We start from the raw sequence: 14,161 nt of genomic DNA, 5'->3' as shown, positions 1-14,161 counted from the left end.
AGATAAAAAAGATCGCAGCCTTCGGCAGCTCTCACATGGAAATGCATTCCTCTGTAGGAGCTGCCGAAGGCTGCGATCTTTTGCTTTTAAATCACCTCAGGCCAATTTGCACCGATCAAAAAACCGCTCACGCCCCAGCATCATCAGCGCCGCGCGCTTGTGCGGAAAGTCGAACTCCTTCTCACAGTGGAAACACTGATTCTGCATGTGGCCGATCATCTTCGCGTTGTCGGCCCGAGGCTCAGCGACCACACGCTGAGTGCGCGGATCATCGAGAAACAGGTAATGCACCAGCGCCGATAGCCAGCTCGCCACTTTGTGCGGGCCACGGTGATCCTCCTCGCCCACCAGCATGTGAATGCCGCGATCGTAATTGTCGGCATCGTAGAACGGCGCAATCCGGTCTTCCTTGGCCCAGTAGGCTTCGAAATAGGCAAACGGCTGATCATCGAAACAGCCGATCAAGGTCAGCGTGTGCGGATCGGCATCGAGCTTGCTCAGGTATTCGCGGTGCTTCTCGAGGCTGCCCTCTTCCTGCCAGAAACTGGCAACGCGCGGGCTGTTCTGCCAGCGGTTGAAGCGCGGCAGGTCTTCTTCGATCTCGACCGTGCGCAGGGAAATCCACGCACCAAGACGCGCATCGAAACGCCGATACACCTCACCCCGTGGCTTCACCGGGCGCAGTGGATGACGTTTGCCTTGGCTAATGACCATTTGCTGCGGGTAGCTGCCAGTCAACGAAGTACCGAGCCACGGTTGCGGCAATTGCCAGAACAGCGCGCGTTCACAGCGATATTCGCCAGCCACTTCGGTATTCATCAACAAGCCACTGAGCAAGGCTTCGGTCGGCGGCTGATCCAGTTGCCAAGTCAATTGCTGGCACGCCGGATCCCGCGCGAACAGCCAGTAACAGGCCGCCCATAACGCCTGCCCGGGCGGCAGCGCAAAGCGCTCATCGATCTGGATCGGCCCCTTGACCTCTCGATCGAGGCGCAAGCGGATCAGCGGTTGCCCGTCCAGGCTCAGGCTCAGACGGCTTTCGGTGGCATCAGCGATCAGTTGGCTGCCCGAAGGCAAGGCCAGGGCAGTCAGGTCATTCAGATTGGACATGGGTCGGGCTCACGATAATCGTCGACAGTTAAATGCTGGAACGTGATCGCGCCCGGAAAATTTAGAGATCCCCACCAACAATCTAACGATGCTGTTTGCTGGCGGGGCTCTCTGAAGCTGACAAACCCCATGTTCTCAAACTAAACAGACCTGACACAGATCCTTTTGATTGCGTAATCGTTTCCGCTGCCACTCGCCGTATGACTGATGATTGCCAACGTGCACTGCGAAGAATCAGCAGTAAACGTGCCCTCCAGTGATTCCCAAGTCATGGCTGGAAAATCCTTGGCTTCAGTGACGGTCTGGGTGCCTGCTGCAAGCGACAGACTCGGCACACTGGAGCTGGTGTTGGTTCGACGAACCTGTAGACCGAACTCATAACGCGTACCGGCTTCAAGGTTCGCGAAGTTTTTTTCCAGAATAATGCCAGCCGATGCGTTGGTGTACGTGCGGTTGTTGAGAACGTAGATGTCCCCGTCCTTGGCGACAACCAGATCTCTCGGGTCGATTGCAGCCGGGCCTTTTGTCCAGCCGTTCCAGGGCGCTTCTTCAGCGTCGGAGAAGGTCGTCAGATCCTCGAAGGGAACTCGCACTTTGAGGCTGATCGGAGGAAACAGCAGTGGGCAATCACAACCCGCGTTATTCAGGGCCAGCTGAAAAATAAGCATCAGTTGACTGTTGTGTTTCAGATCCTGCAGGTCATCCCACGCAATCGTTCTGCGCCAGCCCTCCTCAAATTCCTGCTGCGTCAATGGTTCAGCATCGGCGATGCGCAACATGATTGGCGAACCATCGCTTGTCTGACCACAGGCATGCAGCGTCGTCGGTTGCCCGAGCGCCATAAAGGGCCACCTCGACACTTCGACTGTAATGCCGGTCGAACCATCGGGTTTGTTCAAGGTGAGGACATTCCCGCTGGCTTGCTCTACGAATGGAGCAGGCACACAACGCAGTGAAATCGGGGATGGATTGGACATGGCAAATTCCTTTTTCTCAAGCCGCTCACAAAGAGCGGGTGTGGAAAGGAATCAAAACCTGAAGCCAATACGGCGTCTACTGTCAGATCTGACAGGGTCAGCCAAGTATCCGACCAACGGATGGGCATGACACGCCGTTACTTCGGCACCGGTACCACCGCAATCTTGTACGGCTCGAAAATTTTCAGCATTTCACCGTTGTCGCGCAGCCCCTTAAGCAGCTTGCCAAACGCCGCACCGGTAATCGGCGCCGTCGGGCGAAGAATCGCGTAGTGGTGATAGACCTGATCGATACGTTGTGACACCAGCAACTCGTCGCGCACCTTTTCGTTACGCAGCAGATAATCGAACAGATAGGAACGGGTCACCAAGGCGATATCGGCGCGACTACGAAGGACCATCAGCAGATTGCTGTCGTGGGAATAGGTCAGCGTGGCCTTGTAATTCTGTGCAAGAAATTTGGGGTCGGCGTTGAAGTTGGCGAACTCGTAGTGATAACCGCTGAACAGCGCGAGGCGCTTGCCGGTGAGGTCGGCAAAGTAGTTCTGCTGACGACCGTCCTCGCGTTGCGCGACGAAAATCTCCGCATCCTCGAGGCCCATGTCGACATCCGTGTGCGGAATGTCTTTCCAGCCCCAATCAGGATTCTCGAAAATCGCCATGTCGATCCGGCCCTGCTTGAAATCACCGAAACGCCGGGGAATCGAGGTCGGCACGAGGACGAACTGATAGTCGCTTTGCAAACGATTGAGGGCCTCGACCAGTTGCGGCAGGAGGCCTGTGTCGGCACCGTTCTCCGGGCGAATGGTGTAAGGCGGAAAATGCGCCGCGCCGACCCGAACCAGTTGCGCTGCCTGAGCGGGCAAAACCCAAAATGCAGCCAGCGCTGCGAGCATCAAACCCGCGGCCGTCCGAATTGGCGAAGACTTCAAAACACCCCACTCCCCGAAAAAATACCGATCAATGCATTCAAGCTAGGCGGTTTCGCCAAGTTAGCCAGTTTCCCGGCCGGATAGAAAGTGCTTCAGCGCGCTTCAAGGACCAGAATCAACGCCTCGTCGGCCAACTGATCGAGGCTCAAACTGCCGCCGGCACGGAACCATGTGGTCGTCCACGACAGTGCGCCGGTGAGGAAACGTCGGGTAATAAATACATCGCCACGAATAAATCCGGCGTCTTTGGCTTCACCCAGCACTTGCAGCCAGATGTCTTCGTAAACATCGCGCAACGCCAGCACTTTGGCCTGGCCCTCTTCGGACAGCGAGCGCCATTCGTAGACCAGCACCGCCATGGCTTCACCGCTGCCGCCCATGATCGACTGCAATTCGCAGCGGATCAGTGCCAGCACGCGCTCGCGCACATCAGCCGCATCGGCGAGTGCAGCACGCATCAACGCAGTGTTGTAGCGGATGGTTTCTTCCATCACCGCGCGGAGGATTTCATCCTTGCTTTTGAAGTGATGAAAAATGCTTCCCGACTGAATACCGACGGCGCCGGCCAGATCGCGCACTGTGGTGCGTTCATAGCCTTTGTTACGGAACAGGTGAGCGGCCACTTGCAGCAATTTGCCACGGGCGCTGTCGGGGTCGGTCAATTGGCCCTCGTCGACCAAATCACGCATGACCCTCAGGGCTTTTTGCTCGTCCACCCGTTCTCTCCTACAGTCGATCAGTCTGTTGCCCCCTGAAACCGCAGGGTTGCGCGCAATTTAAGCCGCCAGCGGCAACCAAGCAAGCGCTTGGGCAGAAGATAGTTTCAACTGTTTACAAACCAAGCGCTTGCTTGGTAGCCTCCAGACACTTCTGTCGCAGGTTGCTGAGTCGGAGATAAAAATGCCCACCACCGTTCGCATCGGATGCGCCAGTGCATTCTGGGGAGATACGTCCACCGCCGCCGCGCAGTTGGTGGAGGGCGGCAAGCTGGACTATCTGGTGTTCGACTACCTCGCCGAGATCACCATGTCGATCATGGCCGGCGCACGCATGAAGGATCCGCAGGCAGGGTTCGCCGGCGACTTCATCGAAGTGCTCACGCCTCTGTTGCCGCAGTTGGCCGAGCAGAACATCCGCGTCGTCAGCAATGCCGGCGGGGTCAATCCACAAGCCTGCGCCGCCGCCCTGCAAGCGGCCTGCGACAAGGCCGGCGTCCTGCTGAAAATCGCCGTGTTACTCGGCGATGACCTGCAACCACAATTCAAACAACTCAGCGGCATCACCGAGATGTTCAGCGGCGCCCCGCTGCCGCCGATATGCGTATCGACCAACGCCTACCTCGGCGCGCCGGGCATTGTCGAAGCCTTGCGCCTGGGCGCCGACATCGTCATCACCGGGCGCGTGGTTGACAGCGCCGTGGTCAGTGCGGCGCTGGTGCATGAATTCGGCTGGTCGTGGCACGACTACGACAAACTCGCCCAGGCCGCGCTGGCCGGGCACATCATCGAATGCGGCGCGCAATGCACCGGCGGCAATTTCACCGATTGGCGCGAGGTGCCGGATTACGAGCACATCGGTTTCCCTATCGTCGAAGTCAGCGCCGACGGCCAATTCATCGTCAGCAAGCCTGAAGGCACTGGCGGCCTGGTCACACCACTGACCGTTGGCGAGCAGATGCTGTATGAAATCGGCGATCCGCAGGCGTATCTGTTGCCTGACGTGGTCTGCGATTTCACTCAGGTCAAACTTCAGCAACAAGGCAAAAACCTCGTTCATGTCCACGGCGCCAAAGGCCTGCCGCCGCCGGATAAATACAAGGTCAGCGCCACCTATCCGGATGGCTTTCGCTGTACCGCCAGTTGCCTGATCGCCGGCATCGATGCGGTGGATAAGGCACGACGCGTCAGTCAGGCGATCATCGACAAGACTTCGGAAATGTACAGCCAGCGCGGCTGGGCGCCCTACAGCGAAATCAACATCGAACTGCTCGGCAGCGAAGCCACCTACGGCCCTCATGGCCAGCGCCGCGACAGCCGTGAAGTGGTGATCAAACTCGCCGTGCGCCACCCGCTGAAACAGGCACTGGTGCTGTTCTCCCGGGAAATCGCCCAGGCCGCCACCGGCATGGCACCGGGGCTGACCGGCATCGTCGGCGGACGGCCGACGGTGTATCCGTTGATCCGTCTGTTCTCCTTTCTGATCGAGAAAAGCGCTTGCTCGCTGCACATCGACATGGCCGGTGAACACTATCCATGCACCCTGCCCTCACTGAGCGCGCTCGACAGCGAGAATTTACCCCTGCCCCATCAGCCGCCCAAACCACAGGGCCGCGCCGATGCCAGTGTGGCCTTGGTGAAACTGGCCGTGGCGCGCTCCGGTGACAAAGGCAATCACAGCAACATCGGCGTCATGCCGCGCAAACCCGAGTACCTAGCGTGGATCGCCGAAGCACTGACCCCAGCCGTTATCGTCGACTGGATGAGCCACGTGCTCGACCCGATCCACGGCCGGGTCGAACGCTGGTATCTGCCCGGCACCCACAGCCTGAATTTTCTTTTGGAAAACGCACTTGGCGGTGGTGGCGTGGCCAGTCTGCGCATCGACCCGCAAGGCAAAGCCTTCGCCCAGCAACTGTTGGAAATCCAGATCCCGGTGCCACAGAGCATCGCCGAACAGCTCGACTAGAGGAGGGTTTGCATGGCTTACGCGTCGATTTTCAACGCCGATCTGTTCAGCGGCCAGACCATCATCGTTACCGGCGGCGGCAGCGGCATCGGTCGCTGCACCGCGCATGAACTGGCAGCGCTCGGGGCCAATGTGCTGCTGGTCGGGCGCAAGCCGGAGAAGCTCGAAAAAGTCGCCACCGAAATCGCCGAGGACGGTGGCCGCGCATCCTGGAAGGCCTGCGATATACGCGATGAAGAAGCGGTGAAGCAATTGGTGAAAGAACTGATTGCCGAACACGGGCCGATCCATGGTCTGGTCAACAATGCCGGCGGCCAGTACCCGTCGCCCTTGGCCTCGATCAATCAGAAAGGTTTCGAAACCGTGTTGCGCACCAATCTGGTCGGCGGTTTCCTGATGGCTCGCGAAGTGTTCAACCAGTCGATGAGCAAACACGGCGGCAATATCGTCAACATGCTCGCCGACATGTGGGGTGGCATGCCCGGCATGGGCCACTCCGGCGCGGCGCGTTCGGGCATGGACAACTTCACCAAAACCGCCGCGTTCGAATGGGGTCATGCCGGCGTGCGGGTCAACGCGGTGGCGCCGGGCTGGATCGCCTCCAGCGGTATGGACACTTACGAAGGCGCGTTCAAAGCGGTGATTCCAACCCTGCGTGAACATGTACCGCTCAAGCGCATCGGCACCGAATCGGAAGTCAGCGCGGCGATTGTATTTCTGCTCAGCCCGGCGGCGGCGTTCATCAGTGGCAGCACCTTGAAAATCGATGGCGCAGCCAGCCTCGGCAGTCGTGCATGGCCACTGCACAAGGCCACTCACAGCGAGTCATTCAACGGCTTTCACCGGGCCTACTTGCCCGATGTGCTGAAGGACAAGGAGTAGCTCATGCCGCAGATCCAGTCCCAACTCGATCCGCACAGCGAAGCGTTCGCCCGCAACCGTGCGGCCATGCTTACGGCCATAGAACAAGTGCAGCAACTCGAACAGAACCTGCTGAACAAAGCCGCCGAAGCCAAAGCGAAATTCGACAAGCGCGGGCAACTGCTGCCCCGCGAGCGCCTGAACCTGTTGCTTGATCCCGGTGCGCCATTCCTCGAACTGGCCAGCCTCGCCGGCTACAAATTGCATGACGACAAGGATGGCAGTTCGGCCGGTGGCGGGCTGATCGCCGGTATCGGTTACGTCTGCGGCATCCGCGCGATGATCGTGGCGAACAACAGCGCGATCAAGGGCGGCACGATCTCGCCCAGCGGCCTGAAAAAATCCCTGCGCCTGCAACAGATCGCTCAGGAAAACAAACTGCCGGTGATCACCCTCGCCGAGAGCGGTGGCGCCAACCTCAATTACGCCGCCGAGATTTTCGTCGAAGGCGCGCGCAGTTTTGCCAATCAGGCGCGGATGTCGGCAATGGGCTTGCCGCAGATCACTGTGGTGCACGGCTCGGCGACGGCGGGCGGCGCCTATCAGCCGGGGCTGTCGGATTACGTGGTGGTGGTGCGCGGCAAGGCCAAGCTGTTTTTGGCCGGCCCGCCGTTGCTCAGAGCCGCCACCGGCGAAGTCGCCACCGATGAAGAACTGGGTGGTGCCGAGATGCACGCGCAAGTCGCCGGCACGGCTGAATACCTCGCGGAAAACGATGCCGATGGCGTGCGTCAGGTGCGTGAAATCCTCCGTATGCTGCCATGGAACGAGCAGCTGCCGTGGCTGCCGGAGCCGCAATACAAAGAGCCGCTTTACCCGATCGATGAATTGCTCGGGCTGATCCCCGATGATCCGAAAAAGCCTTACGACGTGCGCGAAATCATCGCGCGCATCGCCGATGAATCCTGCTTCGTCGAATTCAAGGGCGAGTTCGATCAGCAAACCATCTGCGGCCAATTGAAGATTCAGGGCCGCGCCTGCGGGTTCATTGGCAACAACGGCCCGATCACCCCGAACGGTGCAAGCAAAGCAGCGCAGTTCATCCAGTTGTGCGACCAGAGCCAGACCCCGCTGCTGTTTTTCCACAACACCACCGGCTTCATGGTCGGCACCGAATCCGAGCAGCAAGGCGTGATCAAACACGGCTCGAAACTGATTCAAGCGGTGGCCAATGCAAGGGTGCCTAAACTGACCATCGTCGTCGGCGGTTCCTACGGTGCCGGCAACTATGCGATGTGCGGCCGCGGCCTCGACCCGCGCTTCATCTTCGCCTGGCCGAACAGCCGCACGGCGGTGATGGGCGGTGCGCAGGCCGGCAAGGTGTTGCGCATCGTTACCGAAGCCAAACAGCTCAAGGACGGCTTGACGCCGGACCCGAAGATGCTCGACATGCTCGAACAGGTCACCGCGCAGAAACTCGACAGCCAGTCCACCGCGCTTTATGGCAGCGCCAACCTGTGGGACGACGGGCTGATCGATCCGCGCGACACGCGCACCCTGCTCGGTTATTTGCTCGATATCTGTCACGAAGCCGACATTCGCACGTTGCAACCCAACAGCTTCGGCGTCAGCCGGTTCTGACCGCCACGGATCTTACGGAGAACAATAACAATGATCTTCACCCCGGAACACGAAGCCCTGCGCCGTACCGTCCGCCAGTTCGTCGAGCACGAGATCAATCCGCACGTCGATGAATGGGAAAAGGCCGGACGCTTTCCCATTCACGAAATTTTCCGCAAGGCCGGCGACCTCGGTTTGCTCGGTATTTCCAAGCCGGAAAAATTCGGCGGCATGGGCCTCGACTACAGCTATTCGATTGTCGCTGCCGAAGAGTTCGGCACCATTCACTGCGGCGGCATTCCGATGTCGATCGGCGTGCAGACCGACATGTGCACCCCCGCCCTCGCCCGCTTCGGCTCTGATGAACTGCGCGAAGAGTTCCTGCGTCCGGCGATCACTGGTGAGCAGGTCGGCTGCATCGGTGTCTCTGAAGTCGGCGCCGGCTCCGACGTCGCCGGGCTGAAAACCACCGCGCGCAAGGACGGCGACGACTATGTGATCAACGGCAGCAAAATGTGGATCACCAACTCGCCGAGCGCCGATTTCATCTGCCTGCTGGCCAACACTTCGGACGACAAACCGCACATCAACAAGTCGCTGATCATGGTGCCGATGAACACGCCGGGGATCAGCCTCAGTTCGCACCTCGACAAACTCGGCATGCGCAGTTCGGAAACCGCACAGGTGTTTTTCGACAACGTACGCGTGCCCCAGCGCAATCGCATCGGCCATGAAGGCGCCGGGTTCATGATGCAGATGCTGCAGTTTCAGGAAGAACGTCTGTTCGGTGCGGCGAACATGATCAAGGGCCTGGAATATTGCGTCGACAGCACCATCGAGTACTGCAAGGAGCGCAAGACCTTCGGCAATGCGCTGATCGACAACCAGGTCATTCACTTCCGCCTCGCCGAATTGCAGACCGAAATCGAATGCCTGCGCGCGCTGGTCTATCAGGCGACCGAGCAATACGTGAAAGGTCAGGATGTGACACGGCTGGCGTCGATGGCCAAGCTCAAGGCCGGGCGCCTCGGCCGCGAAGTCAGCGACAGCTGTCTGCAATATTGGGGCGGCATGGGCTTCATGTGGGACAACCCGGTGGCCCGCGCCTACCGCGATGTGCGGCTGGTATCGATTGGCGGCGGCGCCGACGAAATCATGCTGGGGATCATCTGCAAACTGATGGGCATCCTGCCGGGGAAAAAGAAATGAGCAACCTGCCGCAATGTCAGACGCTGTTGCTGGAACTGCATGGCGGCGTGCTGCACATCACCCTCAATCGGCCGGACAGTCGCAATGCGATGAGCCTGCAGATGGTCAGCGAACTGCGCGCGGTGCTGGCGGCTGTGTGCGATGACCGCGCTGTTCGGGCACTGGTGCTCAGCGGGGCCGATGGGCATTTCTGTGCCGGCGGCGATATCAAGGACATGGCCAATGCACGCGCTCAGGGCGCCGAGGCTTACCGCGATTTGAATCGCGCGTTCGGTGCCTTGCTGGAGGAAGCACAGCACGCGCCGCAAGTGCTGATCACGGTGCTGCAAGGCGCGGTGCTTGGCGGCGGTTTCGGGCTGGCGTGTGTCAGTGATATCGCGATTGCCGACCATCAGGCGCAATTCGGCCTGCCGGAAACCAGCCTCGGCTTGCTGCCGGCGCAGATTGCGCCGTTTGTTGTGCAACGTATCGGCCTGACCGAAACCCGAAGATTGGCGCTGACGGCGGCGCGTTTCGATGGGCATCAGGCACGGCGTCTGGGGCTGGTGCACTTTGTCGAGCAGGATGCCCAAGCGCTGGCCGAGCGACTCGATGAAGTGTTGCAGCATGTGCTGTGTTGCGCGCCCGAGGCGAATGCGATGACCAAGAAATTGTTGTTGGCGAGTGCCGGTCAGCCGTCTAGCGAATTGCTCGATGAGGCCGCGCAGTGGTTCAGCGAAGCAGTGACTGGCGACGAAGGGATCGAGGGCACCATGGCTTTTGTGCAAAAGCGGAAACCGCGGTGGGCGACCTAAAAGCATCGCTGGCAAGCCAGCTCCCACAGGGGATTTGCGTCGCTCACAAAACCTGTGGGAGCTGGCTTGCCAGCGATGAGGCCAGCACATGCAATGCAACTTTCCAAGGAAATAGCCCATGCCTGCATTCCACAAAATCCTGATCGCCAACCGCGGTGAAATCGCCTGCCGCATCCAGCGCACCGCGCAAGCCCTCGGCTATCGCACCGTCGCCGTCTTCAGCGATGCCGACGCCGATGCCCTGCACGTGAAAATGGCCGATCAAGCCGTACACATCGGCCCCGCCCCCGTGCAGCAGTCCTACCTGAACACCCAGGCCATCCTCGACGCCGCCCGCCGCAGCGGCGCCGACGCCATCCACCCCGGCTACGGCTTCCTCTCGGAGAACGCCGAATTCGCCCGCGCCTGCAAACAGGCCGGGCTGATCTTCATTGGTCCCAGCGCCGAAGCCATCGAACTGATGGGCAGCAAACGCCGCTCAAAAATCGCCATGCTCGAAGCCGGCGTACCGTGCATCGGCGGTTATCAGGGCGCTGAACAGGATGACGCAACGTTGCTGCGCGAGGCCGAACGCATCGGTTTTCCACTGATGATAAAGGCCAGCGCCGGCGGTGGCGGACGCGGCATGCGTCAGGTGCACGACGCCGCTGATTTGCCAGCGCAACTGCGTACCGCGCGCTCCGAAGCATTGAACGGTTTCGGTAGCGACGAATTGATCCTCGAACAGGCGTTGATCGAACCACGGCACGTCGAAGTGCAACTGTTCGGCGACCAACACGGCAACCTGATCTACCTTGGCGAGCGCGACTGTTCGATTCAGCGTCGCCACCAGAAAGTCATCGAAGAAGCACCTTGCCCGGTGATGACCGCTGAGCTGCGTCAAGCCATGGGTGAAGCGGCGCTCAAGGCTGGCCGCTCGGTGAATTACGTCGGTGCTGGCACGGTGGAATTCTTGCTCGATGCGCGTGGGCAGTTTTACTTTCTGGAGATGAACACGCGTTTGCAAGTGGAACACCCGGTGACTGAATTGATCACCGGACTGGATCTGGTGGCGTGGCAAATATTGGTTGCCGAAGGTCAGCCGTTGCCGCTGACCCAGGACCAGATCCTGCTCAACGGACATGCCATGGAAGTGCGGCTTTACGCCGAAGATCCCGCGCAAGACTTCCTCCCGCAAACCGGTCGAGTAGAGGCCTGGGAGCCGGCGCTGCAACACGGCGCGCGAATCGATCATGGCTTGCTTGAAGGGCAAGCGGTCAGCCCGTTCTACGACCCGATGCTCGGCAAACTGATCGCCCACGGCGCCACCCGCGAAGAGGCCCGGCGCAAACTGTTGCGCGCGGTGCAAGACACGGTGCTGCTCGGGGTGCAAAGCAATCAGCGCCTGCTCGTCAGCCTGTTGCAACATCCGCAGTTCATCAGTGGCGAATTCAGTACCGCGTTTATTGCCCGGCACTTCAGCGAACACCCTTGTTTGCACCGTTACATTGCGGATGCCGAGGAACTGGCGATTGCGGCGATGCTGTTCTATCAAGCAAGCGCCCTCGCCCACCGCGCGCCACTCACCGGCTGGCGCAACAACGCCAGTGTGCCGCTGCATTATCGACTCGGGCTTGATGATCAGAACTGGACAGTGCAACTGCTCGCTCAAGCGCAAGGCGCCTTCACCGTGCAGGTTGCCGAGCGCGCGCTCGAGTTAAAACTCATCGACCAGGACACGCAGTCGCTGACACTGGAAATCGACGGTTTGCGCCAGCGTCACGCGTATCGACTGGATAGCGGGCACCTCTGGCTGTTCAGCCATCCCGGCAGTCTGCGCCTGGAGGATCGAACTCATGCCGTGATCGACAGTCAGACCAGCGTCAGCTCCGGCACCTTGAAAGCACCGATGGACGGCGCCATCGTCGACGTTTTGGTCAGCGAAGGCAGCCCGGTCAGCAAAGGTCAGCTGCTGGTGGTACTGGAGGCAATGAAAATGGAGCACCCGCTCAAGGCCGGCATCGACGGCGTGCTCAAGCGGGTGCAGGTCAAGGTCGGCGATCAGGTAAAAAATCGTCAGGTTCTGTTGCAGGTCGAGTAGTCGCCCACACACGCATGCGGGTTTTGACTACGCTCTGAGTTATCAGAACGCGGAAATCAGGAACCCTGCGATGCCTCACTGGCTGGTCATAGATCTGGAAGCCACCACCGATGAGGGTGGCTGGCCGGTCACCGAAATGGAAATTATCGAGATCGGCGCCACACTGGTCGATCGTGCCGGGCGCGAGCAGGATCACTTCCAGCGCTTCGTCAAACCGACGCGGCGGCCGTTGCTCACACCTTTTTGTCGTGAACTGACGCACATCACCCAGGCCAATATCGACACGGCGCAGCCGTTGACTGAAGTCTGGCCGGCGTTCGAACGCTGGCTCGCGCAGCATCAGACGCGCCTCGAAGGCTGGGCCAGCTGGGGCGATTACGACCGCAAGCAGTTGTTGCAGGAATGGCAGCGTCTGCAAATCGACAGTGGATTGAGCAAGGTGCCGCACATGAACCTCAAACAACGCTTCGCCAAGGCCCGACGCCTGGAGCGGCCGTTGGGCCTCAACGGTGCGCTGCAACTGGCTGGCATGCAGTTCAGTGGTCAGCAGCATCGGGCGCTGGAGGATGCGCGCAACACCGCACGGTTGTTGCCACTGGTCTTGCCACTCTAGGGTGAATTCGAGAACTCACCAGACAGAAGCCGGGCAGGTGACGGCGCGAAAAGCCTTGTGCATACTGGCCGCCTCCATTTTTTAACCCTTTTCGAGGAATCGCCCATGTTTAAAGTCAACGAGTACTTCGACGGCACCGTCAAGTCGATCGCCTTTGGCACCGCTGAAGGTCCGGCGACCATCGGCGTCATGGCCCCGGGCGAATACGAGTTCGGCACCGCTCAGCGTGAAATCATGCATGTGGTGTCCGGCGCATTGACCGTCAAACTGCCCGACAGCAGCGACTGGGAAACCTTCGCCGCCGGCAGCCAGTTCAACGTTCCGGCCAACAGCAAGTTCCAGCTCAAGGTCGCGGTCGACACCGCTTACCTGTGCGAATACCGCGGCTAAAGCAACGGTTTCACCGCACCAACAAAAATGCCCGTGTCCAAGGACACGGGCATTTTTCGTTGCAGTGACGGACTACTCGAGAATCTCCACCGGCATGCCGACTTCGAGTCGACCATTGCTGTCATTCACCAGATTCTGCCCGAACATCGCACCATCGGCTTGAGCGCGATACTTCTGCAAGGTTGCCAGCGGCTCGCGATCGGCACTGCGCTCACCGGTTTGCGGGTCGATGGTGGTGAGAATGCAGCGCGAACACGGCTTGACCACACGGAACTCGACTTCGCCAATGCGTATGCGCTTACAGCCATCTTCGGCATACGCCTCGCTGCCTTCGATCACCAGGTTAGGCCGAAAACGCAGCATTTCCAGCGGTCGTCCGACCTTTTGCGATAGATCCTGCAGGGATGCCTCACCAATCAACAGCAGAGGAAATCCATCGGCGAACGCGACCTGATCCTCATCGTTGCCATAGCCCGCCTGGGTGGTGCGAGCGCGATCCAGCGGCACCTGCACCAGCCGGGTCGGCTTGCCGATGAAATCGCTGACCCAGCGCGCGGCCTCATCACCGGCATCCGGCACGCGCAAGGTGTCGCGCCAGATCGTCACACCGCGCAGTTCGGCGTCGTTGCCCGGCAAGGCGATTTCGATGGAGGACTGTTCAGGTGCGCTCAGGGTCAGACCGCCCTGCGCATTCCACAGGGCCGACAACTGACTCATCTTCGCTTCGGCGCGCTGGGTCAGAAAGCGGCCGCTGGCTTCGTCCACGAGCATCCAGCGTCGGTCGCCATCAAGCCCCAGCTTGTCGAGGTCGACGCGTTGCAGCACATCGACTTTGCCGGATTTCAACGGGTAACGATAAAGCGCGCTCAGACGCAGCATGGCCAGCTCCC

13 protein-coding genes are annotated in these 14,161 nt (G+C 60.0%); 8 read left to right on the top strand and 5 right to left on the bottom strand.

Features of this window, described 5'->3' with window-relative positions; translation table 11 throughout:
* Window positions 1-96: 96 nt before the first annotated feature.
* The 4 genes from CKW38_RS14085 to CKW38_RS14070 form a co-directional block, all read right to left on the bottom strand.
* On the bottom strand, window positions 97-1,110 hold the full coding sequence (locus CKW38_RS14085) for a GNAT family N-acetyltransferase (RefSeq protein WP_095113048.1): 1,014 nt from the start codon (window positions 1,108-1,110) through the stop codon (window positions 97-99).
* Window positions 1,111-1,250: 140 nt separating this feature from the next.
* Complete coding sequence (locus CKW38_RS14080) at window positions 1,251-2,087, bottom strand: sugar-binding protein (protein ID WP_095113047.1); 837 nt, start codon at window positions 2,085-2,087, stop codon at window positions 1,251-1,253.
* A 137-nt stretch (window positions 2,088-2,224) separates the two neighbouring features.
* Window positions 2,225-3,019, bottom strand: a complete 795-nt coding sequence (locus tag CKW38_RS14075) for an ABC transporter substrate-binding protein (RefSeq protein WP_007908693.1) — start codon at window positions 3,017-3,019, stop codon at window positions 2,225-2,227.
* A 92-nt stretch (window positions 3,020-3,111) separates the two neighbouring features.
* Window positions 3,112-3,735 (bottom strand): TetR/AcrR family transcriptional regulator, encoded by a 624-nt coding sequence (locus tag CKW38_RS14070; RefSeq protein ID WP_007908692.1) that lies wholly within the window; start codon window positions 3,733-3,735, stop codon window positions 3,112-3,114.
* A gap of 184 nt (window positions 3,736-3,919) precedes the next feature.
* Between CKW38_RS14070 and CKW38_RS14065 the strand changes: the two genes are divergently transcribed.
* From CKW38_RS14065 to CKW38_RS14030, 8 genes are all read left to right on the top strand, one after another.
* Window positions 3,920-5,704 (top strand): acyclic terpene utilization AtuA family protein, encoded by a 1,785-nt coding sequence (locus CKW38_RS14065; RefSeq protein ID WP_095113046.1) that lies wholly within the window; start codon window positions 3,920-3,922, stop codon window positions 5,702-5,704.
* Between the two features lie 12 nt (window positions 5,705-5,716).
* Window positions 5,717-6,586 (top strand): SDR family oxidoreductase, encoded by an 870-nt coding sequence (locus CKW38_RS14060; protein ID WP_007908689.1) that lies wholly within the window; start codon window positions 5,717-5,719, stop codon window positions 6,584-6,586.
* Between the two features lie 3 nt (window positions 6,587-6,589).
* Complete coding sequence (gene atuC / locus CKW38_RS14055; protein ID WP_095113045.1) at window positions 6,590-8,206, top strand: geranyl-CoA carboxylase subunit beta; 1,617 nt, start codon at window positions 6,590-6,592, stop codon at window positions 8,204-8,206.
* Between the two features lie 30 nt (window positions 8,207-8,236).
* Window positions 8,237-9,394 (top strand): citronellyl-CoA dehydrogenase, encoded by a 1,158-nt coding sequence (gene atuD, locus CKW38_RS14050; protein WP_007908685.1) that lies wholly within the window; start codon window positions 8,237-8,239, stop codon window positions 9,392-9,394.
* Window positions 9,391-10,188, top strand: coding sequence for an enoyl-CoA hydratase/isomerase family protein (locus CKW38_RS14045; protein ID WP_095113044.1), 798 nt, complete (start codon window positions 9,391-9,393; stop codon window positions 10,186-10,188). The genes atuD and CKW38_RS14045 overlap by 4 nt, the downstream gene beginning before the upstream one ends.
* A 118-nt stretch (window positions 10,189-10,306) precedes the next feature.
* A complete protein-coding gene (locus CKW38_RS14040; RefSeq protein WP_095113043.1) occupies window positions 10,307-12,268 on the top strand; it encodes an acetyl/propionyl/methylcrotonyl-CoA carboxylase subunit alpha in 1,962 nt (653 codons plus the stop codon).
* Window positions 12,269-12,338: 70 nt separating this feature from the next.
* The gene (locus CKW38_RS14035) at window positions 12,339-12,881 is read left to right on the top strand and encodes an exonuclease domain-containing protein (protein WP_007908678.1); all 543 of its coding nucleotides are present in this window, start codon (window positions 12,339-12,341) and stop codon (window positions 12,879-12,881) included.
* 105 nt (window positions 12,882-12,986) lie between these two features.
* Window positions 12,987-13,271, top strand: a complete 285-nt coding sequence (locus tag CKW38_RS14030) for a pyrimidine/purine nucleoside phosphorylase (RefSeq protein WP_003226701.1) — start codon at window positions 12,987-12,989, stop codon at window positions 13,269-13,271.
* 72 nt (window positions 13,272-13,343) lie between these two features.
* Here the strand turns inward: CKW38_RS14030 and CKW38_RS14025 are convergent, their stop codons facing one another.
* Complete coding sequence (locus CKW38_RS14025) at window positions 13,344-14,150, bottom strand: MOSC domain-containing protein (protein ID WP_095113042.1); 807 nt, start codon at window positions 14,148-14,150, stop codon at window positions 13,344-13,346.
* Between the last annotated feature and the right edge of the window lie 11 nt (window positions 14,151-14,161).

Source organism: Pseudomonas sp. Irchel 3H7 (genome assembly GCF_900187605.1).
Lineage (GTDB): Bacteria > Pseudomonadota > Gammaproteobacteria > Pseudomonadales > Pseudomonadaceae > Aquipseudomonas.
The sequence above is the reverse complement of the archived record's forward strand: the minus strand, read 5'-3'. Positions and strand labels throughout refer to the sequence as shown.

Excerpts from the sequence above, each read along its gene's own strand:
- CKW38_RS14085 (WP_095113048.1), bottom strand. The coding sequence starts at position 1,110 with ATGTCCAATCTGAATGACCTGACTGCCCTGGCCTTGCCTTCGGGCAGC.
- CKW38_RS14080 (WP_095113047.1), bottom strand. The coding sequence starts at position 2,087 with ATGTCCAATCCATCCCCGATTTCACTGCGTTGTGTGCCTGCTCCATTC.
- CKW38_RS14065 (WP_095113046.1), top strand. The coding sequence starts at position 3,920 with ATGCCCACCACCGTTCGCATCGGATGCGCCAGTGCATTCTGGGGAGAT.
- CKW38_RS14060 (WP_007908689.1), top strand. The coding sequence starts at position 5,717 with ATGGCTTACGCGTCGATTTTCAACGCCGATCTGTTCAGCGGCCAGACC.
- atuC (WP_095113045.1), top strand. The coding sequence starts at position 6,590 with ATGCCGCAGATCCAGTCCCAACTCGATCCGCACAGCGAAGCGTTCGCC.
- atuD (WP_007908685.1), top strand. The coding sequence starts at position 8,237 with ATGATCTTCACCCCGGAACACGAAGCCCTGCGCCGTACCGTCCGCCAG.
- CKW38_RS14045 (WP_095113044.1), top strand. The coding sequence starts at position 9,391 with ATGAGCAACCTGCCGCAATGTCAGACGCTGTTGCTGGAACTGCATGGC.
- CKW38_RS14040 (WP_095113043.1), top strand. The coding sequence starts at position 10,307 with ATGCCTGCATTCCACAAAATCCTGATCGCCAACCGCGGTGAAATCGCC.
- CKW38_RS14035 (WP_007908678.1), top strand. The coding sequence starts at position 12,339 with ATGCCTCACTGGCTGGTCATAGATCTGGAAGCCACCACCGATGAGGGT.
- CKW38_RS14030 (WP_003226701.1), top strand. The coding sequence starts at position 12,987 with ATGTTTAAAGTCAACGAGTACTTCGACGGCACCGTCAAGTCGATCGCC.
- CKW38_RS14025 (WP_095113042.1), bottom strand. The coding sequence starts at position 14,150 with ATGCTGCGTCTGAGCGCGCTTTATCGTTACCCGTTGAAATCCGGCAAA.